This window comes from Tangfeifania sp., assembly GCF_055108615.1.
The window spans coordinates 24,354-44,342 of sequence record NZ_JBSQIC010000015.1 but is presented as its reverse complement, the minus strand read 5'-3'; the positions used below and the strand labels follow the sequence as shown (position 1 = coordinate 44,342).

Genomic DNA, 19,989 nt, shown 5'->3' with positions numbered 1-19,989 from the left:
TTATATTTTATATAATTAACCTGTATAAATACATGTCAGTAAATACAAAAAACGAGAGGATTAATTTTTCCTCAACGCAAACCAGGTTTGATTACCCTGACTTTTTAGAAGTACAAATTAAATCATTTAAGGATTTTTTCCAGTTAAACACCACACCCGAAAAGCGGAAGGAGGAAGGATTGTCACGTGTATTCGAGGAAAACTTCCCGATTAGCGATACACGTAATAATTTTGTACTCGAGTTTCTCGACTATCAGGTCGATCCGCCCCGATACACTATTAGCGAGTGTATTGAACGTGGTTTAACCTTCAGCGTGCCTGTAAAGGCAAAGCTTAAGTTATACTGTACCGACCCGGAACACGAAGATTTCGATACGGTAGTGCAGGATGTTTATCTGGGAACAGTGCCATACATGACCGAAAGAGGTACCTTCATTGTTAATGGTGCCGAAAGGGTTATTGTATCGCAGTTGCACCGCTCACCGGGGGTATTCTTTGGTCAGAGTTTACACGCCAACGGTACAAAACTGTACTCGGCACGTATTATCCCGTTTAAAGGTTCATGGATTGAGTTTGCAACCGACATTAACAGTGTCATGTTTGCATACATCGACCGTAAAAAGAAATTGCCTGTTACTACTCTTTTACGTGCAATCGGCTACGAAAGCGATAAGGATATTCTTGAAATATTCAATCTTGCCGATGAAGTAAAAGTTTCGAAAACCGGATTGAAAAAAGTTATTGGCCGCAAACTTGCTGCCCGCGTACTTAAATCGTGGGTTGAAGACTTTGTGGACGAAGACACCGGCGAGGTAGTTTCAATTGAACGTAACGAGGTAATTATCGACCGGGAAACAATCCTTGAAGAAGATCATATTGAAGATATTCTCGAATCAGGTGTAAAAACCATCTTGCTTCATAAAGATGATCAGAGGCAACAGGATTATGCAATTATTTACAATACATTGCAAAAAGACCCCTGTAACTCTGAAAAAGAAGCGGTGCTTCACATCTACAGGCAACTGCGAAACGCAGAACCACCTGATGAAGCCACTGCCAGGGATGTCATCGATAAACTCTTTTTCTCCGATAAAAGATACGATCTCGGAGAAGTTGGCCGTTACCGGATTAATAAAAAATTAGGCCTCGAAGTTGAGGCTGAAAACCGGGTTTTGACCAAACAGGATATCATTGAAATTATCAGGTATCTGATTCAGTTGGTGAATTCAAAAACCGATGTAGATGACATCGACCACCTGAGTAACCGCCGTGTGCGTACTGTGGGCGAACAAATGTACAACCAGTTTGGCATTGGGTTGGCACGCATGGCACGTACAATTCGTGAGCGAATGAATGTTCGCGACAACGAGGTTTTTACTCCAATTGATTTGATCAATTCAAAAACGCTTTCCTCGGTTATTAATTCATTTTTTGGGACCAACGCACTGTCTCAATTCATGGATCAAACCAACCCGTTGGCAGAGATGACCCACAAGCGCCGTATGTCGGCACTTGGACCAGGCGGTTTGTCGCGCGAAAGGGCAGGTTTCGAGGTTCGCGATGTGCACTATACACACTACGGAAGACTGTGTCCGATTGAAACACCTGAAGGACCAAACATTGGTTTGATCTCTTCATTATGCGTGTTTGCAAAAATTACAGACCTTGGATTTATTTCTACACCCTACCGTAAAGTTGAAAACGGTAAAGTTGACCTTTCGGAAGAAGGAGCTGTTTATTTAACAGCAGAAGAGGAAGAAGGCCAGATAATTGCACAGGCAAATGCGCCTATCGATGCAGATGGCTATTTCCTGAATCAGAAAGTAAAATCCAGGCTCGACGGTGACTATCCATTAATTGACAAGGAAGAAGTTAACCTGATGGATGTTGGACCGAACCAGATTGCTTCGGTTGCAGCTTCGTTAATTACATTCCTGGAACACGATGATGCCAACCGTGCATTAATGGGATCGAACATGATGCGCCAGGCAGTTCCGCTCCTGAGACCTGAATCTCCTATTGTGGGAACAGGTTTGGAAGGAAGGGCTGCATCCGACTCACAGGTACTTATAAAAGCCGAGTTCGACGGGGTGATTGAGTATGTTGATGCCACACAGATTATTGTTCGTTACGATGTAACCGACGATGATCGTTTTGTTAGTTTCGACCCGGAAGTTGTTACTTACGAATTGCAGAAATATGCCAAAACAAACCAGGGAACTACTGTCGATTTAAAACCGATTGTAGAAAAAGGCGAACGGATTACAAAAGGTCAGATTTTATCCGAAGGTTATGCCACAGAAAAAGGCGAACTGGCGCTGGGCCGCAACCTGATGGTTGCATTTATGCCCTGGCAGGGATACAACTTCGAGGATGCGATTGTTATTTCAGAACGCATTGTCCGCGAAGATGTATTTACATCCGTTCATGTTGATGAGTACAGCCTTGAGGTTCGCGATACAAAAAGAGGATTGGAAGAATTTACTTCTGACATTCCGAACGTAAGCGAAGAAGCAACTAAAAACCTCGATGAAAACGGTCTTATTCGCATTGGGGCAAATGTTAAGCCGGGTGATATTCTCATCGGCAAAATTACCCCTAAAGGAGAATCGGATCCTTCACCCGAGGAAAAACTGCTGAGGGCTATTTTTGGCGACAAAGCCGGCGATGTGAAAGATGCATCGCTTAAAGCTTCTCCATCACTTTCAGGTGTTGTTATCGACAAAAAATTGTTCTCGAGAGTTGCAAAAGATAAAAAGGGCAAAACAGCTACCAAGGCACTTCTCGATCAGATTGACGAAAAATTAGACAGCGAAATTGCCGCTTTGCGTGGCCGCCTCGAAGATAAATTATTCACACTCGTAAGCGGGAAAACCTCGCAGGGTGTTAAAGATTATTTCGGTACCGAGATAATTCCCAAAGGGGTTAAGTTTACCCTGAAACAGCTTCAGGAAATTGATTACCTGTCAGTTGACCCATCAAAATGGACAACCGACAAGCAGAAAAACGAATTGATTTTCAGGGTGATCAATAACTACATCATGAAGCACAAGGAAGCAGAAGCAATCGCACGCCGCGAAAGATATAATGTCACAATTGGTGATGAGCTTCCTGCAGGAATCATTCAGCTGGCCAAAATATTTATTGCCAAAAAACGCAAACTTCAAATTGGTGATAAAATGGCCGGACGCCACGGGAACAAAGGTATTGTATCGCGCCTGGTACGCCAGGAAGATATGCCTTTCCTTGCGGATGGTACTCCTGTTGATATTGTACTCAACCCGCTTGGTGTGCCTTCAAGGATGAACCTCGGACAGATTTATGAAACTGTTCTGGGATGGGCCGGAAAAGAATTGGGCGTTAAATTTGCAACCCCGGTTTTCGATGGTGCCACACTGGAAGAAATTACAGAATATACCGATAAAGCCAAAGTTCCACGTTTCGGAAAAACAGTGCTTTATGATGGTGAATCCGGTGAGCCGTTCGACCAGCATGCTACAGTTGGTGTGATTTACATGATGAAACTGGGGCACATGGTTGAAGATAAAATGCATGCCCGTTCTATTGGTCCATACTCACTTATTACCCAGCAACCGTTGGGTGGTAAAGCGCAGTTTGGTGGCCAGCGTTTTGGTGAAATGGAGGTATGGGCACTCGAAGCATTTGGTGCTTCTCATATTCTTCAGGAAATCCTTACCGTTAAGTCGGACGATGTTATGGGAAGGGCAAAAGCTTACGAAACAATTGTTAAAGGAGAACCGATGCCCCAACCTGGAATTCCTGAATCGCTCAACGTACTGTTGCACGAATTGAGAGGCCTGGGCCTCAGTATTAAGATGGAATAAATTTCATCTTCATTTTATTGGTTCTGTTATAATGATTTTTAATTCAAATTATGGCATTCAGAAAAGATAACAAAGCAAAAGGTGGTTTCTCAAAAATTTCGATCAGTCTGGCTTCACCGGAAGAAATTCTGGAACGGTCATTCGGCGAAGTTTTGAAACCCGAAACAATAAACTACAGAACTTACAAACCCGAACGGGACGGCTTGTTTTGCGAGCGTATTTTTGGCCCTGTCAAAGATTACGAATGTCATTGCGGGAAATACAAACGTATCCGGTACAAAGGAATCGTTTGCGACCGCTGTGGTGTTGAAGTTACAGAGAAAAAAGTTCGTCGCGAACGCATGGGGCACATTGCACTGGTTGTGCCGGTGGCTCATATTTGGTACTTCCGTTCGTTGCCGAATAAAATAGGCTATTTACTTGGTCTCCCAACCAAAAAGCTCGATTCAATTATTTATTACGAACGTTACGTTGTAATAAATGCGGGGGTAAAAGCAGAAGACGGGGTAAAACAGCTCGACTTTTTAACAGAAGAAGAGTACCTCGATATTGTGGATACCCTCCCGAAAGATAACCACATGCTCAACGATGAAGACCCGAATAAATTCATCGCTAAAATGGGAGCTGAGGCGCTTTACGAAATTCTGAGCAGAATCGATTTGGATGATTTGTCTTTTACTTTGAGGCACAAAGCCAACACCGAAACTTCTCAGCAACGTAAAAACGAAGCATTGAAACGTCTTCAGGTTGTGGAAGCATTCAGGGCAAGTAAAAACCTCAATCGCCCGGAATGGATGATTGTAAGAGTTGTTCCTGTTATTCCTCCCGATTTGAGGCCACTGGTCCCGCTCGATGGCGGAAGGTTTGCCACATCTGATTTGAATGACCTTTATCGCCGGGTAATTATACGTAACAACCGTTTGAAAAGGTTAATCGAGATTAAAGCGCCCGAGGTAATCCTTAGAAACGAAAAACGAATGCTACAGGAAGCTGTTGATTCGTTATTCGATAACTCAAGAAAATCGAATGCTGTAAAAACGGAAAATAACCGTGCCCTGAAATCACTTTCCGACAGTTTGAAAGGGAAACAAGGCCGCTTCCGCCAAAACCTGCTGGGTAAACGTGTTGACTATTCTGCACGTTCAGTAATTGTGGTGGGGCCAAAATTGAAAGTACACGAATGTGGTTTGCCAAAAGACATGGCCGCTGAGTTGTACAAGCCTTTCATTATCCGGAAATTGATTGAAAGAGGCATTGTAAAAACCGTTAAATCAGCTAAAAAAATAGTTGACCGGAAAGACCCCGTAGTTTGGGAAATTCTGGAAAATGTATTGAAAGGTCATCCGGTAATGCTAAACCGTGCGCCCACATTGCACCGGTTGTCAATTCAGGCATTCCAGCCTGTTTTGATTGAGGGTAAGGCAATTCAGTTGCACCCGCTGGTTTGTACCGGGTTTAATGCCGATTTCGACGGTGACCAAATGGCTGTTCACCTTCCGTTGGGCAATGCTGCCATACTGGAAGCACAACTGCTGATGCTTGCATCGCATAACCTGATGAACCCTGCAAACGGAGCACCTATTCAGGTCCCGTCGCAGGATATGGTTCTTGGTTTGTACTACATGACCAAACCACGTGAAGGTTCGAAAGGGGAAGGAATGACTTTTTATTCGCCCGAAGAGGTGATGATTGCTTATGAAGAAAGAGCTATCGACCTCCATGCTATCATCAAAGTGAAAGTGGAAGACATCGATGAAAACGGTGAGATTTTTAAACACATTATTGAAACTTCGGTAGGACGTGTTATTTTTAATGAATATGTTCCGATCAAAGCAGGATACATTAACCAGCTGCTTACCAAAAAGTCGTTGAGGACTATTATTGCCGATGTTTTCAAGAAATGTGGAAATGCTGAAACCGTAACTTTTCTCGATGCAATCAAGGACCTGGGTTACAACATGGCTTACAGAGGTGGCTTGTCGTTTAACCTCGACGATGTTATTATTCCCGAAGATAAAGAAACAATTGTTGGCAATGGTTATCAGGAAGTTGAAGAAATCATCAACAACTACAACATGGGATTTATTACCAACAACGAGCGCTATAACCAGGTAATTGATATCTGGACACATGCCAACTCGAAACTTACCAACTCGGTAATGAAAACCATTAGTGCTGACAAACAAGGTTTCAACTCTATTTATATGATGCTCGACTCAGGTGCCCGTGGTTCGAAAGAACAGATCAGGCAGCTGTGCGGAATGAGGGGATTGATGGCCAAGCCACAAAAATCCGGCTCAACGGGTTCGCAAATTATTGAAAACCCGATTCTGGCAAACTTTAAAGAAGGGTTGTCGGTACTTGAATATTTTATCTCAACACACGGTGCCCGTAAAGGACTTGCTGATACCGCACTGAAAACAGCTGATGCCGGTTATCTTACCCGTCGTTTGGTTGATGTTTCGCAAGATGTAATTATTTCGGAAGAAGACTGCGGAACACTGCGCGGATTGGTTGCTACTGCAATTAAAAACAACGAAGAAGTTGTTGCCTCGCTCTACGAACGTATTGTTGGAAGGACTTCTGTTCACGATATTTTCCATCCGTTGAATGGCGATTTAATTGTAAAATCGGGCGACACCATTACTGAAGAAGTAGCTGCTGCTATTGATGTATCGCCGATTGAGAGCGTGGAAATTCGTTCAGTACTCACCTGCGAATCAAAAGTAGGGGTTTGCTCGAAATGTTACGGCAGAAACCTGGCTACCGGCAACCTGGTTCAGAAGGGAGAATCTGTTGGTGTAATTGCCGCCCAGTCAATTGGTGAGCCGGGTACACAGCTTACACTCCGTACGTTCCACGTTGGAGGTATTGCAGGGAACATTTCAGCACAATCTACTGTTGAAGCCCGTTACGACGGGTATGCAGAAATTGAAGAGCTGCGGGCAGTAGAAAAGAAATCTGAAGATGGCAACCCTGTTGATATTGTAGTGAGCCGTTTGGCCGAACTCAAAATTATTGACAAGAATACCCGGATTCCGTTGTCAACACATACCATACCGTATGGTTCAAAACTGTATGTGAAAAATGGCGAGGAGATAAGGAAAGGAAAACTTATTTGTGAGTGGGACCCGTTCAATGGTGTAATTATTACCGAGTTTGATGGTAAAATTGAGTTTGAGAACCTGATCGATGGAATTACTTACCGCGAAGAATCGGACGAACAAACCGGTTACAGCGAAAAAGTAATTATCGAAACAAAAGATAAAACAAAGAACCCGACACTGAAAATTATGGACAAAGACGGATCGATGATCCGTTCCTACAACTTACCTGTAGGTGGCCATATTGCTGTGTCGCAGGGGCAAGAGGTGAAAGCTGGTGAAGTTCTCGTGAAAATACCACGAGCTGCCGGAAAAGCAGGCGATATCACTGGTGGTCTGCCACGTGTAACCGAGCTTTTCGAAGCACGTAACCCATCCAACCCCGCCGTGGTTTCCGAAATCGACGGAGAGGTTTCACTGGGTAAAATCAAGCGTGGTAACCGCGAAATTATCATTACCTCGAAAGGTGGTGATGTCAAGAAATACCTCGTTCCGCTTTCAAAACAGATACTGGTACAGGAAAACGACTACATCAGGGCTGGTACTAAGTTATCCGACGGTGCTACCACTCCTTCCGATATTCTGAGTATTAAAGGTCCTACTGCTGTTCAGGAATACATTCTTAATGAAGTTCAGGATGTGTACCGCATGCAGGGGGTAAAAATTAACGATAAGCACTTTGAAGTGATTATCCGCCAGATGATGCGGAAGGTAACTATCGAAGACCCGGGTGATACTCGGTTCCTTGAAAAACAGGTTGTTGACAAAAACGAATTTGTTTCTGAAAACGACTGGATATGGAATAAGAAGGTCATCGTTGAACCCGGTGAAGCTGAAGGATTGAAAGCAGGCCAGATTATTTCGGCCCGCAGGCTCAGAGATGAAAATTCGCAACTCAGGAGAAAAGATAAAAAACTGGTTGAAGCAAGGGATGCCATCCCTGCAACATCAAGTCAGAATCTGCAGGGAATTACCAAAGCAGCGCTGCAAACGCGCAGCTGGTTGTCAGCCGCATCGTTCCAGGAAACCACAAAAGTACTGAACGAAGCAGCGATTAACGGTAAAACCGATTATCTCGACGGGTTGAAAGAAAATGTGATTTGTGGCCACCTCATTCCGGCTGGTACCGGACTGAAAGAATACAAAAACCTGATTGTGGGCTCAAAAGAAGAATACGACAGGTTGGTGGATACAAGAAAAAATGATTAAGTACAATTATTATGGATGAGAAAAAACAAAAACAACAGCAATTGAATATTGAACTGAGTGAAGACGTTGCACAGGGTATTTACTCTAACCTTGCAGTTATAACACACTCCAGTTCAGAATTTGTGGTTGACTTTGTACGGATAATGCCGGGTGTTCCGAAGGCAAATGTAAAATCGAGGGTAATTCTTACCCCGGAACATGCCAAACGGTTGCTGATGGCGCTGCAGGATAACATTAAAAAGTTTGAATCGCTGCACGGGCCAATTAAAAACTTAAAACCCGGATCCGATCCATCCGTGCCGCCAATGAATTTTGGCGGGCCAACAGCTCAGGCATAATTTTTAAAAGAATTATAAAAAGAGGGAGTTCAAAAAATGAACTCCCTCTTTTGGTTAGTACAACCCATCAACCGAGAGGTACCTTTCTCCCAGGTCATAACTGAAAGTGAGTATTCGTGAACCTGCCGGCAATTCCTTAATTTTTTTAGCCACGGCAGCCAATGATGCCCCTGAGGAAATACCTACAAACAGGCCTTCCTCTCTCGCTGCTTTCCTGGCGTATTCAAAAGCTTCTTCCTTTGATATTTCCACCGTGCCATCCAGCAGGTCTTTAATCAGGGTATCAGGTAAAAAACCGGGGCCAATGCCCTGTATCTGGTGCGGTCCGGGCTCTCCTCCTCCAATCACCGGGCTGTCGGAGGGCTCAACAGCCAGCACTTTCAGCTTTGGGAACTCTTTTTTCAGCACTTCGGCCACCCCGCTGATATGGCCTCCTGTTCCTACTCCGGTAATCAAATAATCGATTCCTTCCGGGAAATCATCAATAATTTCTTTGGCTGTTTTTTTACGGTGGGCATCAATGTTTGCCGGATTTGTAAATTGCGAAGGAATCCAGGAATCTTTGATTTCAGCGGCCAGTTCTTCAGCTTTGGCCATAGAGCCTTTCATCCCTTTTTCCTTCGGGGTGAGTTTCAGTTCGGCACCTAGCGCCATCAATACCTGGCGGCGTTCTATTGTCATCGACTCGGGCATGGTAAGGATGAGCCGGTACCCTTTAACTGCCGCAACCAGTGCCAGGCCAATTCCGGTATTGCCCGAGGTGGGCTCAATAATTACAGACCCCGGTTTCAACAATCCCTTCTTTTCAGCATCTTCAATCATCGACAGGGCAATTCTGTCTTTTATGCTCCCGCCGGGATTGAACTTTTCAACTTTTACCCACACTTCATAACCGGAAGGAAAAATACGGTTCATTTTTACATGAGGCGTGTTGCCAATGGTTTCTAAAATGTTGTTTGCCTTCATAATTTTCTTTTTAAACGGTTAAAAAAAAGCCTTCCCATTTTCAGGGAAGGCCTTCGTTCATATAATTAATAATTGAATTTCAATTTATTATACAATCAACACCTTCCCGGTTTTCCGGAAACAGTAACAAGTAATATTACACAAGGTGTTCATCATATTGGCGGCAATATATGTAATTTTTATTACTTCTAAATAAGAAGTGGCAAAAAAGTTAGTTTTTATTCCTTTAGCTCCTCTTCATTTTCCAGTTTTGCGCCGTATTTTTTTACGGCCCATTTTACTGCATAGTAAGAAATTACTATGATAACAGGCCAGCTCAGCATCCATAAAATTGGTGTAGTGTACATATTTTTTCAATTTTCAATATTCAAATAACAAAATTAAATTCCAGTAAACAATTTTCAATCCTCAAACAATCAGCCATTGTAATTTGGATTTTGACATTTGGAATTTCCTTTAATATACATGCGATTCTTCTTTAATTTCCTGTTCTGTAATTTTTTTCCGGTTCATGGCGCGCCAAAAGTAGATAATATACGCCAGCACAAACGGAATCATTAACGAAACGTAGCTCAAGGCAGTTAATGTAAATTTGCTTGACGACGCGTTTTGTATGGTTAACGACGACTGCAAATCGTAAGCCGATGGGTAAAATGCCGTGTTGTTGAATCCGGCCACTATAAACAGGGCAAAAACAGTGAGCACAGTTCCCGAGCCGGCAAACCAAAAACCTTTGGTGCTGTGCTTGAACATGGTGGAGATGATTCCCCAGAGAACACCTGCAATGCCAACGAGTAAAATAACCGCAATTACCGGCATTTGCAGCAGGTTGTGCATGTATTTGTATTTTTCCATGAAAACCTCGCCCGTTTCCGGATTTACGGCAAACCCCTCTTTCAGCAGCAGCCATACCAGGAAGTACAGAAAGAAAATCAGAAATGTGGAGCCAGATAAAAAAAGTTGTTTTTGCGAACGGGCAACAATAAGATCATGGTCAACGGTGAAAATAAAATACAAGAGGCCAAGCACCCGGGCCAGAAAAAAGACCGATAGACCAAGTGCCACATTGTGAAAAGTTAAAACGGCTTCCAAACCACGGAAGGGCGTTTGCCAAATTACCTGGTTCATGTCGTTCAGTGAAAACTGTGCGCCGTTAAAAAAGGTGCCCACTGCTGTTCCTATTAAAATGGTGCCCAGCAAGCCGTTGATAATCAGAAAGATTTCGTAGGTTTTTGCACCCAGGAAGTTGGCCGGTTTTTTCCGGAACTCATAAGCCACTGCCTGTATGATAAAGGCTGCCAGGATGAGCAGCCAAACCCAGTATGCCCCGCCAAAACTGGTGGCATAAAAAAGCGGGAATGAAGCAAAAAGAGCGCCGCCAAACGTAACCAGCGTGGTAAAGGTAAATTCCCATTTCCGGCCCAGGGTGTTGAGCAAAATGGACTTTTCGTTTTCGGTTTTTCCTATCCTGTAAATCAATGTTTGTCCTCCCTGAACAAAAGTGAGGAAAACAAAGAGCGCCCCCAGTACTGAAATGATTACCCACCAGTATTGTTGCAATGCTAAGTATGATAAATTTTCGAACATAATTTGTTTCCTCCTTTTTTAGTGTTTCGGACCAATTTTAATTTGACGGAACATGATTTTCAGCTCGGCAATGAGCAAAACTGTAAAAAGCGCAGCAAAAAGCCAGAAAGTTACCTGCACCGAGCCTGCACTAATCCGGGTAACACCGGCCATTGTAGGCATCAAATCCTGCACTACCCAGGGTTGGCGGCCAACTTCTGCAACAATCCAGCCGGCCTGGCTGGCAAGGTATGCCAGCGGAATGGCAATGACAGCAAGCCGCAAGAACCACCGTTTTTCAGTTAATTGACCTTTTATGAGGTAAAACAGCGACAATGCAAACAGCAGCACAAACATAAATCCAAGGCCAACCATCAGGCGAAAGCTGTAGAAAGTGAGTGGTATATTGGGTATTAAATCGTTCACATCTTCAAAATAGCCGTAGCCGAAATATTTAAAGTAATTTTCCTGAAAGTCGGCACTGGTCAGTTCGGCTTTTAGTGAATTGGCCAGTTCTTCGTTCTTCGCTTTTTTGGCCTCTTTAAAATCTGACAGTTTTCCAATGGCCACTTTCCCGCGTTCAATCTTTTCATTTGCCGACATGTAGCCGTATTTCTCATTGCCGTCGATTAAATCATTAACCCCGGGAACAAATGCGTTCCAGTCGAGAAAAGCCATGTATGAAAGGAAATTCGGAATTTCAATCTTCATGGCAAAGTCTTTCAGGTTTTCATTGTCCGGGTCGGTTTCGGTCGATGAAAATAGTCCGATTGCCACCAGCCCGGCCCCTTCGGAACCATTGTACAATCCCTCTATTGCCGCAAATTTCATGGGTTGGTCGTTGGCAATGGTACGGGTTGAGTTGTCGCCGGTCAGTACCAGGTAAACCGACGAAATGAGGCCGAAAACCGCGGCGATAAGAATACTCTTTTTGGCCAGAATAATTTCGCGCTTTTTAAGGATATACCAGGCCGAAACACCAATAACAAAAATTGAAGCCAGCACAAACCCCGATGAGGTGGCATGCAGCCATTTGTCAACTGCAACCTGCGAGAACAGGATATCCCAGAAACTTTCCATTTCGTTACGGGCAGTTTCGGGGTTGAAAACCATGCCCACGGGGTTTTGCATCCAGCCGTTGGCAACCAGTATCCACAAGGCCGACATGTTGGCCCCGATGGCGGTTAACCAGGAGGCCAGCAGGTGCGTTTTTTTGCTCACTTTGTTCCAGCCAAAAAACATGATGGCGATGAACGTGGATTCCATGAAAAAGGCAAAAATGCCTTCGATAGCCAGCGGCGCACCAAAAATGTCGCCTACAAACCAAGAGTAATTCGACCAGTTGGTGCCAAATTCAAATTCAAGAATAATTCCTGTGGCCACCCCAATGGCAAAGTTAATGCCGAACAGGGTCATCCAGAATTTGGTTATCCGTTTCCACTCCTCGTTGCCCGTTTTTACATACAGCGTTTCCATAAACGCGATTATAAAGGTTATCCCCAGGGTGAGTGGCACAAATAACCAGTGGTACATGGCCGTGAGTGCAAATTGTGCCCTCGACCAGTTTACTAATGATAAATCTGCAATTTCAACCATTTCAATTATTTTGGTTCTGTTAATATTTCAAGTACATAGTCACTTCTTTCCTGGTCTGTTTCAAAATTTGTGTTCAGAAAATCAGGGAAAAAGAAAATTTTCAGAATGGCAAACATGATAAACAGTTTGATAAGTATAATTATCCAAACCTGCCTGCCCCAGTTGCTCATATTTTTAAACCCGCTTAAATAGAATCTCCAGACGCGCAGTAAAATATTCCCTTTTTTATTGTCCATTTGTAATAAATAGCTTTTTGAACTTACATTATCAGCAGTTGATGGTATCGCACTTTTTCAAGGTTTGAAATTAAATAAAAAACTGAAAACTGAAAACAGTGCTTTCAATATTCCATAAATTAGTTGTCAGTGTTCAAACAGAAATATGTTTTACAGCAAAATTGACAATTTCGAGATTCTGTTACCGGATGTAACTTTTTCATAATGCTTCTTTCCCAAATATTAAAAGTTATATTTCCTTTCTCGTCTGGCTTGAAAAATATTTAGCTACAAGTTTCATAATTAATCATTTGTTCGTTAAATTTGTTATTGAAATGAGATTAAGTTTATTTAAATTTTAAAAATAGTTGAAATGAGCAACAAAGAAACACAAACCGATGTTTTGGTTATTGGAAGCAGTGCGGCAGGTTTGGTAGCGGCACTAACCGGAAAAAGAGTTTATCCTGATAAAAAATTTACCGTAACAACCCAAAATTCCAAAACACTCATCCCGTGCGGAATTCCTTATATTTTTGGTTCGGTGGGAAGTTCTGATAATGATATCCTCCCGGCGGATAAAATGTTTGAGTCCAATGGTATAGAGATGGTCGTGGATGAAGCCCTGGAGATTAATTTGAAAGAAAAAAATGTGCGGTTTAAATCGGGAAGCTTGATTGCTTACGATAAACTGGTTATTGGCACAGGCTCTACTCCAATACAGCCCGGCTGGCTGAAAGGAGCCGACATGGAAAATGTTTTCAAAGTTCCCAAAAATAAAACCTACCTCGATGAAATGCACTCGAAACTGAAGGATGCCAAAAATATTGTAACTATTGGGGCCGGATTTATTGGTATCGAAATTTCAGACGAACTCCGAAAAGCCGGCAAAAATATTACAATGGTAGAAAAATTGCCAAACATTTTGGGCATGGCTTTCGATAAAGACATTTCGGAAAGAGCTGAAAGTTTACTCACTGAAAGGGGAGTGAAAATTTTAACCGGAACGCTTGTTTCGGAAATTACCGGGAATGGAAAAGCCGACGGTGTGCTGCTCGATGATGGACAAAAAATTGAAGCTGATGCTGTAATTTTGGCAGTGGGCTACCAGCCCAACTCAAAACTGGCCGGAGAAGCCGGTCTTCCTGTTAGTAAAAGAGGTTTTATAAAAGTTGACGATTACATGCGCACGGAAGATTCCAGCGTTTTTGCCGTGGGCGATTGTGCTGAAAAACGTGACTTTTTTACCCGCAAACCTTCGCCTGTTATGCTGGCATCAACAGCATGTGCCGAGGCTCGTATTGCCGGAATGAACCTGTTTAAACTGTCGGCCATTAAAACATTTATTGGCACCATTTCAATTTTTTCAACTGCAATTGGCGAAACAGGATTTGGCGTTGCAGGCATTACCGAAACCCAGGCAGCAGCCGAGAATTTCGATTTTATAACAGGTACTTTCGAAGGCATCGACCGGCATCCCGGTTCTTTGGAGGGTGCTCATAAACAGTTTGTAAAACTTGTGGTTGGAAAAGAAGCCGGAGTAATTTTGGGCGGCGAAGTGTATGGCGGCCTTTCGGCAGGCGAATTAACCAATACGCTGGGAATTATCGTTCAGAATAAAATGACGCTGAATTCACTGCTAACAGCACAATTTGGTACACATCCGTTGCTTACAGCCTCTCCTGCAGGGTATCCGCTGGTGAAAGCAGCCGAAAATGCCGCATCGAAAATTATGTTTACAGCAAGAAAATAATAAATTTTTCATCTGCCTTAGTATGTTAAAAATGAAACCGGTAATACGCCAAAAAGTTAATATTGTGATAGACATCTTAATGTTTGTGGTGATGGCAGCATTGACTGTTATCGGTTTTCTTTTCTATTTTTCTTAAATCCTCAACAACATTCTATAAAATGGTTTATTGTGAAACACATCTTGTTTGCCTGAACTTTTCATGAATTATTCGGGTTAAAATATTTTAGAGAGAAAGTTTGAATGAGTTTGGTTATTTTTTGAAGGGGGTATGTTTTTTATGAGAGACATTTTGTTTAAGAGGATTAATCGCACAGGCGCACTAATACTATTTTTACCAGCCGTATTCTGTTGTTTATTCTGCTTGCCTATGTGCTGTATCTGATGGTTTCACTCAGCCGCTCAGTTATTTTCAAGGAGAATTTTAAGGTGCTTCAGGCATTTTATCAGCTCAACTTTCTTTACCTTTTTATGATGCTGTTTTTAATTGCAGAAGGTTTGCTGCGCTGAGGGAAAATACACAACAGTAAGTTTTAGTAAAGCTTTGGGGTATTCATAAATTCGTACAACACGCCTTCACGCAGTGCATAATCGGTTTGAATGATTCGCCTGATTCCAATGGCTGAAATAAGTTGCCGGATAAGTATCATGGCCGGAACAATCAAGTCGATTCGCACACTGTCCATTCCCTTCATTTTTAGGCGTTCTTCGCGGGTAGATGGTACTAACCTGTCATAAACCCGGTTGAAATCGGGAAGTGAAATTTCCTGCCGTATCCGCTGTTTTTCGCCCGGGTTTACTTTATCGATGAGGTCGGCAATGGTATCAAAAGCACCGGCACAGCCAATTAACCATTGCACACTCCGTTTTTTGCAGTTTTCAATTGCAGTTGCGTGCCGGGTGGTAAAGTAATTTTCAAGTGTTTTAATTTCTTCTGGTTTTAATGGATTTGAAAGTGAAAACTGGTTGATTACCCGTGCCATGCCGGTTGGTTGGCTTTCTTTCCAGGTTAGCTGGTTTTTTTCGGCCATAATGATTTCGTTGCTGCCGCCCCCGATATCGAGAACAATAGTTGGGGCGTTTATTTTTTCAAATGCCAGCAATACACCTTCAAAAATTAGCTGCGCCTCGTTTTCGCCTGTAACAATTTTGGTAACCCAGCCGGTTTGAGAACTGATATTTTCAAGCAGCTCAATTTTGTTTTTTGCATCGCGGATGCCCGAAGTTGCCACAATTCGTACTTTATCGGCATGTAATTCTGAAATTATTTTTTTGAAAACCCCGAGGCATTCCAGAACCCGTGTGGTTGCTTCACTGCTGATTTCATTTTTTTGAATTTTGCCGTCGCCCAGCTGAACCAGTCGCTTGCTCTGGTGAAGAATGGTGAATGCACGATTTTTTATTTCTGCCACCAGCAGGTTACAAGTGTTGGTTCCTAAATCGATTACAGCAACTCGCATAAAGTAAATTTATGAAATTGGATGCATATTTTAAAATTCCGATTCAATAGAATTCAATTTTTTTCGGACTAAAATGAAATTCGGGAATTTGAAAAATCAGGGCAAATGATGTAGTACTCCAAAATCGAATGGCGACCACACCGATGTTTTGATTTCGGTTTCTTTCAATGCATTATTTGCCCAAACGTTGCAGGTGCGAAAAACAGTAAAATTTCCGTTGGCTTCATAAAAATCATCGTGGCTTGTGTAGCCCGCGAAATCGAGTTTTTTCAATTCGCCGGTTTCGTTTTTTTTAAAGGAAGAATTGATGTAACTGTTTAGCGCGTGGAGTTGCCCTTTGCAGATTTCTACTTCCTTCCAGCCGTTAAATGAGCGGCCAAGTGAGGTAACATGCATGGCCGTTTCCGTTTTCAGGAACAGTGCCCTGAATGCAACCGGAAAAGTCAGGTCCGACCACTCGGGGGTTTTTATATAAAATTCCTTGTCGCCCCAGCCAAACGCAACAAACCGGGTGACGGCAGCTAACTGCAACTGTGAACGCAAATCAGGGGCAATATTTTCAACGGACAGAATAATGTCGAGATGAACGCCATTGGTTGAAACAAAAATTTTGTGTTCGGGGCGGCAGTTTTGTTCAGGCGGGTGGGTGGGCAAAAATGAAAGCAGCAGGGCAGCGGCAAAGTAAAGCACTGGTAACCAAATCAGCACTGTCAATCCATTTTTTAATGGATTGAACCATTTTTTGATATTCCTGCTATTCCACGCCATGTTTTAAAGATAAAAAAATGGAGTAGAACCGTTGATTGTTTATTTCCGTTTTCGTTTCCGTAAATTAATTACCTCTCCGGTTGAAGGCTGGTCGCCAAAATCCATGCGGTTGCGGCGGTAAAGAGGTTTCAGCCTGATGCCATACCTTTGTGAAATAAAGTGCATGGTTTCGCCTGCCGAAACGGTGTGGGTGAGCTGATCTTTTGATGTTCTCCGGTCTTTTCGTTCAATGTAAATAACCTCGCGCGGTTGCGGGCGGTAACCTTCGGCGCAGTCGTTAAATTTGTATAGCTGCCAGGGTTTCATGTCCAGTTCCTGGGCAATAATTTCGTAAGTATCGCCTTTCTGGGCAATTACAGCTTCCAGTCCGTTTATTTCAACTATTTCGTGCGCCTGAAAAGGATTGATGGTAACACCGGAGTTCATCCCCTCGTTGAGTGGCCTGTTTTCGTTGTAGGCCAAAAGCGGGCTGAAACTCTCCTTGTAATCGAGACGGTAAAGCTTATTGTCTTCAATAATTTTAATCAGGCGCTTGTCGTAGTCGCGTGCCGTGGCATAGCCGGCCTGTTTCAATCCTTTGGCCCAGCCCACATAATCGTCGGGTGCCAGTTCAAAAAGGAAAGCATAGCGTGGGTTCGACATCAAAAAATTGGAGTGATCGATGTATGAATCTTCAACCGACTTGTATTTCCGGAAACATTCTCCTCTTGCATCATCGTCGTAGTAAACTTTTCCGCCCTTCCAGTTCCGCTTGCATTTAATGCCAAAATGATTATTCGATTTCCGCGAAAGTTCGCTGTTCCCGTTTTCCGACTCCAAAACAGCCTGCGCCATTTTTATACTTGCCGGAATCCCGCTGCGGCCCATTTCTTCAATGGCAAGCAATTGATATTTACTGATATACTGCTGTCTTGAAAATTGCGGGTAAGCAGTAAGTGCGGCACTAATAATTAATATAAATAGAAGTATATGTCTCATTCTTTGTTGTTTCAGATTTTGCGTTAAAAATAATTTCTTCTGCCATTTTTTTTATGATAATTGAAATTTTTTATGAACAGTTCAACGTGAATTACGCTTATAACTTCATTTCAAAAATTTTGCGTACGTTCATTTTTTTGAAAAATTGTACATTTGAGCAAAATCACTGGTATGGAAACGAAAGAATTACGGATTTTCGTATATGAATATAAATCGGTGGATGAATTGCCTGCCGAAGATCAAAAATTAGTGAAGATTGCCCGCGAAGCTGCCAAAAATGCCTACGCACCCTATTCGAAGTTTCATGTTGGAGCCGCGTTGCTTTTGGAAAACAACGAAATTTTCAGCGGAAACAACCAGGAAAACGCGGCTTATCCTGCAGGGCTTTGTGCCGAGCGGGTGACCCTTTTTTATGCCAATGCCACCTATCCTGATGTTGCCGTGAAAACACTGGCCGTAACCGCCACTAATAATGAAAATGTAGTTGACGGGCCGGTAAAACCCTGCGGCTCTTGTCGTCAGGCTTTGGCAGAAGCCGAGTTCCGTTTTGGTAAACCCATAAGAATCATTCTCGACGGGAAGAAAAAAATCCATGTTTTGGAGGGAGTTAAAGACCTGCTGCCCTTTGCGTTTAAACCGGAATCACTGGACTGAATTTGTTTTCCCTGAATAGTTTTAATAATTCGTTCCATACCGGATCATCCGGTGGGTCGGCAACAATGGTAACCTGCGTTTTTTTTACAGGGTGAATAAATTCAAGTTTGCGGGCATGCAGGTGGATGCCTTTATCTTTATTGGAACGCGGAAATCCGTATTTCAAATCACCTTTAATACGCATATTAAGCGTGCCCAGCTGAACACGGATTTGATGATGTCTCCCCGTCAGTAAATCAATTTCAAGCAAATGATAGCGTTGCAAACTTGCAACATGGCGGTAAGTTAACCTTGCCAGTTTGGCTCCCGGGATTGGTTTGGGGTAAGCAAAACTTTTGTTTTTGGTGGTGTTTTTTTTGAGGTAATGTTCCAGCGTATCGGCAAATTTGGGCGGGCGTTTGTTTACCACCGCCCAGTAGGTTTTTTTAATCTGGCCACGTTCTTTAAACAATTTGTTCAACCGTTCGAGGGCTTTACCGGTTTTGGCCAGTATCATCACTCCGCTGGTAGGACGATCGAGCCGGTGTGGCAACCCCACAAAAACATTCCCGGGCTTGTTGTACTTTTTTTTCAGATATTCCTTCATGTCGTCCACGAGAGTACGCTCATTTGTGATATCCGATTGTACCAACTCACCACAGGCTTTGTTTATAGCAATAATATGATTGTCTTCGTAAAGTACCTCCACTTTAAACTTTAAACTTTAAACCCGGAACTATAAATTTTCTCAATACTGCTCTTTTTCATTGGGAAAATCTTGCGATTTCACATCTTTAATATATGAGCCCACAGCTCCTTTTATTTCAGCTGCAAGGTTATGATAACGGCGTAAAAACCGGGGCGAAAATTGTTGGGTAATGCCAAGCATGTCGTGAATAACAAGTACCTGCCCATCTACCTGGTTACCGGCACCGATCCCAATAACAGGAATTTTCAGTTCTTCGGCCACCTTTCCGCCCAGTTTGGCAGGTATTTTTTCCAGCACTACAGAGAAACAACCCGCTTCTTCCAGCAGCCTGGCATCGCTGAGTAACTTCTCGGCTTCGGCTTCCTCTTTTGCGCGTACCGTGTACGTTCCGAATTTATGGATAGATTGTGGCATCAGTCCCAAGTGTCCCATCACCGGAATTCCAGCCGATATAATCCGGTGTACCGATTCAATAACTTCCGAACCGCCCTCGAGTTTTACAGCGTCGGCAGCCGTTTCTTTCATTATGCGGATGGCCGAAGTTAAAGCTTCGCGTGAGTTACCCTGGTAGGTTCCAAAAGGCAAATCCACAACCACCAGTGCACGCTTAACGGCTCTTACTACCGATGCCCCGTGATAAATCATCTGGTCGAGGGTGATGGGCAGTGTGGTTTCATGGCCTGCCATTACATTGGAAGCCGAATCGCCTACCAGAACCACATCAAGCCCTGCTTCATCAACCAGGCTGGCCATGCTGAAATCGTATGCAGTGAGCATGGCAATTTTTTCACCCCTTAGTTTCATTTCCGATAAACGGTGAGTGGTTACTTTTTTTATTTCGTTGTGTACCGACAT

Annotated in this window: 15 protein-coding genes; 5 read left to right on the top strand and 10 right to left on the bottom strand. The window is 43.1% G+C overall.

Annotated features, from left to right (window positions below; all coding sequences use genetic code 11):
* The first annotated feature begins 32 nt into the window (after positions 1–32).
* From rpoB to ACTCNA_RS05220, 3 genes are read left to right on the top strand one after another with little or no spacing between them, the layout of a single operon-like run.
* The gene (gene rpoB / locus ACTCNA_RS05230; protein ID WP_462946846.1) at positions 33–3,845 is read left to right on the top strand and encodes a DNA-directed RNA polymerase subunit beta; all 3,813 of its coding nucleotides are present in this window, start codon (positions 33–35) and stop codon (positions 3,843–3,845) included.
* Positions 3,846–3,895: 50 nt separating this feature from the next.
* Entirely contained in the window at positions 3,896–8,158 is a 4,263-nt protein-coding gene (gene rpoC / locus ACTCNA_RS05225) for a DNA-directed RNA polymerase subunit beta' (protein WP_462946845.1), read from the top strand.
* A gap of 11 nt (positions 8,159–8,169) precedes the next feature.
* On the top strand, positions 8,170–8,496 hold the full coding sequence (locus ACTCNA_RS05220) for a DUF3467 domain-containing protein (protein WP_462946844.1): 327 nt from the start codon (positions 8,170–8,172) through the stop codon (positions 8,494–8,496).
* Positions 8,497–8,550: 54 nt separating this feature from the next.
* Here the strand turns inward: ACTCNA_RS05220 and cysK are convergent, their stop codons facing one another.
* The 5 genes from cysK to ACTCNA_RS05195 form a co-directional block, all read right to left on the bottom strand.
* Positions 8,551–9,462 carry a cysteine synthase A gene (gene cysK, locus ACTCNA_RS05215; RefSeq protein ID WP_462946843.1) on the bottom strand — a complete coding sequence of 304 codons (912 nt, stop codon included), beginning with the start codon at positions 9,460–9,462 and terminating at the stop codon, positions 8,551–8,553.
* Between the two features lie 218 nt (positions 9,463–9,680).
* Positions 9,681–9,809, bottom strand: a complete 129-nt coding sequence (locus ACTCNA_RS05210) for a hypothetical protein (RefSeq protein WP_462946842.1) — start codon at positions 9,807–9,809, stop codon at positions 9,681–9,683.
* A 109-nt stretch (positions 9,810–9,918) separates the two neighbouring features.
* On the bottom strand, positions 9,919–11,049 hold the full coding sequence (gene cydB / locus ACTCNA_RS05205) for a cytochrome d ubiquinol oxidase subunit II (RefSeq protein WP_462946841.1): 1,131 nt from the start codon (positions 11,047–11,049) through the stop codon (positions 9,919–9,921).
* An 18-nt stretch (positions 11,050–11,067) separates the two neighbouring features.
* Entirely contained in the window at positions 11,068–12,624 is a 1,557-nt protein-coding gene (locus tag ACTCNA_RS05200; RefSeq protein WP_462946840.1) for a cytochrome ubiquinol oxidase subunit I, read from the bottom strand.
* Between the two features lie 5 nt (positions 12,625–12,629).
* Complete coding sequence (locus ACTCNA_RS05195; protein WP_462946839.1) at positions 12,630–12,860, bottom strand: DUF4492 domain-containing protein; 231 nt, start codon at positions 12,858–12,860, stop codon at positions 12,630–12,632.
* Between the two features lie 352 nt (positions 12,861–13,212).
* On the opposite strand from ACTCNA_RS05195, the gene ACTCNA_RS05190 reads away from it, so the two are divergent.
* Positions 13,213–14,589 (top strand): FAD-dependent oxidoreductase, encoded by a 1,377-nt coding sequence (locus tag ACTCNA_RS05190; RefSeq protein WP_462946838.1) that lies wholly within the window; start codon positions 13,213–13,215, stop codon positions 14,587–14,589.
* A gap of 530 nt (positions 14,590–15,119) precedes the next feature.
* On the opposite strand, the gene ACTCNA_RS05185 is transcribed toward ACTCNA_RS05190, so the two are convergent.
* The 3 genes from ACTCNA_RS05185 to ACTCNA_RS05175 all read right to left on the bottom strand — a co-directional run bounded on the left by ACTCNA_RS05185 (position 15,120) and on the right by ACTCNA_RS05175 (position 17,792).
* Complete coding sequence (locus ACTCNA_RS05185; RefSeq protein ID WP_462946837.1) at positions 15,120–16,046, bottom strand: Ppx/GppA phosphatase family protein; 927 nt, start codon at positions 16,044–16,046, stop codon at positions 15,120–15,122.
* Positions 16,047–16,142: 96 nt separating this feature from the next.
* On the bottom strand, positions 16,143–16,814 hold the full coding sequence (locus ACTCNA_RS05180) for a DUF2459 domain-containing protein (RefSeq protein WP_462946836.1): 672 nt from the start codon (positions 16,812–16,814) through the stop codon (positions 16,143–16,145).
* 39 nt (positions 16,815–16,853) lie between these two features.
* Entirely contained in the window at positions 16,854–17,792 is a 939-nt protein-coding gene (locus tag ACTCNA_RS05175; protein ID WP_462946835.1) for a glucosaminidase domain-containing protein, read from the bottom strand.
* A 171-nt stretch (positions 17,793–17,963) separates the two neighbouring features.
* On the opposite strand from ACTCNA_RS05175, the gene cdd reads away from it, so the two are divergent.
* On the top strand, positions 17,964–18,446 hold the full coding sequence (gene cdd / locus ACTCNA_RS05170) for a cytidine deaminase (RefSeq protein WP_462946834.1): 483 nt from the start codon (positions 17,964–17,966) through the stop codon (positions 18,444–18,446).
* Here the strand turns inward: cdd and ACTCNA_RS05165 are convergent.
* The gene (locus tag ACTCNA_RS05165) at positions 18,424–19,134 is read right to left on the bottom strand and encodes an RluA family pseudouridine synthase (protein ID WP_462946833.1); all 711 of its coding nucleotides are present in this window, start codon (positions 19,132–19,134) and stop codon (positions 18,424–18,426) included. The genes cdd and ACTCNA_RS05165 overlap by 23 nt on opposite strands.
* Positions 19,135–19,173: 39 nt before the next feature.
* Positions 19,174–19,989, bottom strand: a complete 816-nt coding sequence (gene panB, locus ACTCNA_RS05160; protein WP_462946832.1) for a 3-methyl-2-oxobutanoate hydroxymethyltransferase — start codon at positions 19,987–19,989, stop codon at positions 19,174–19,176.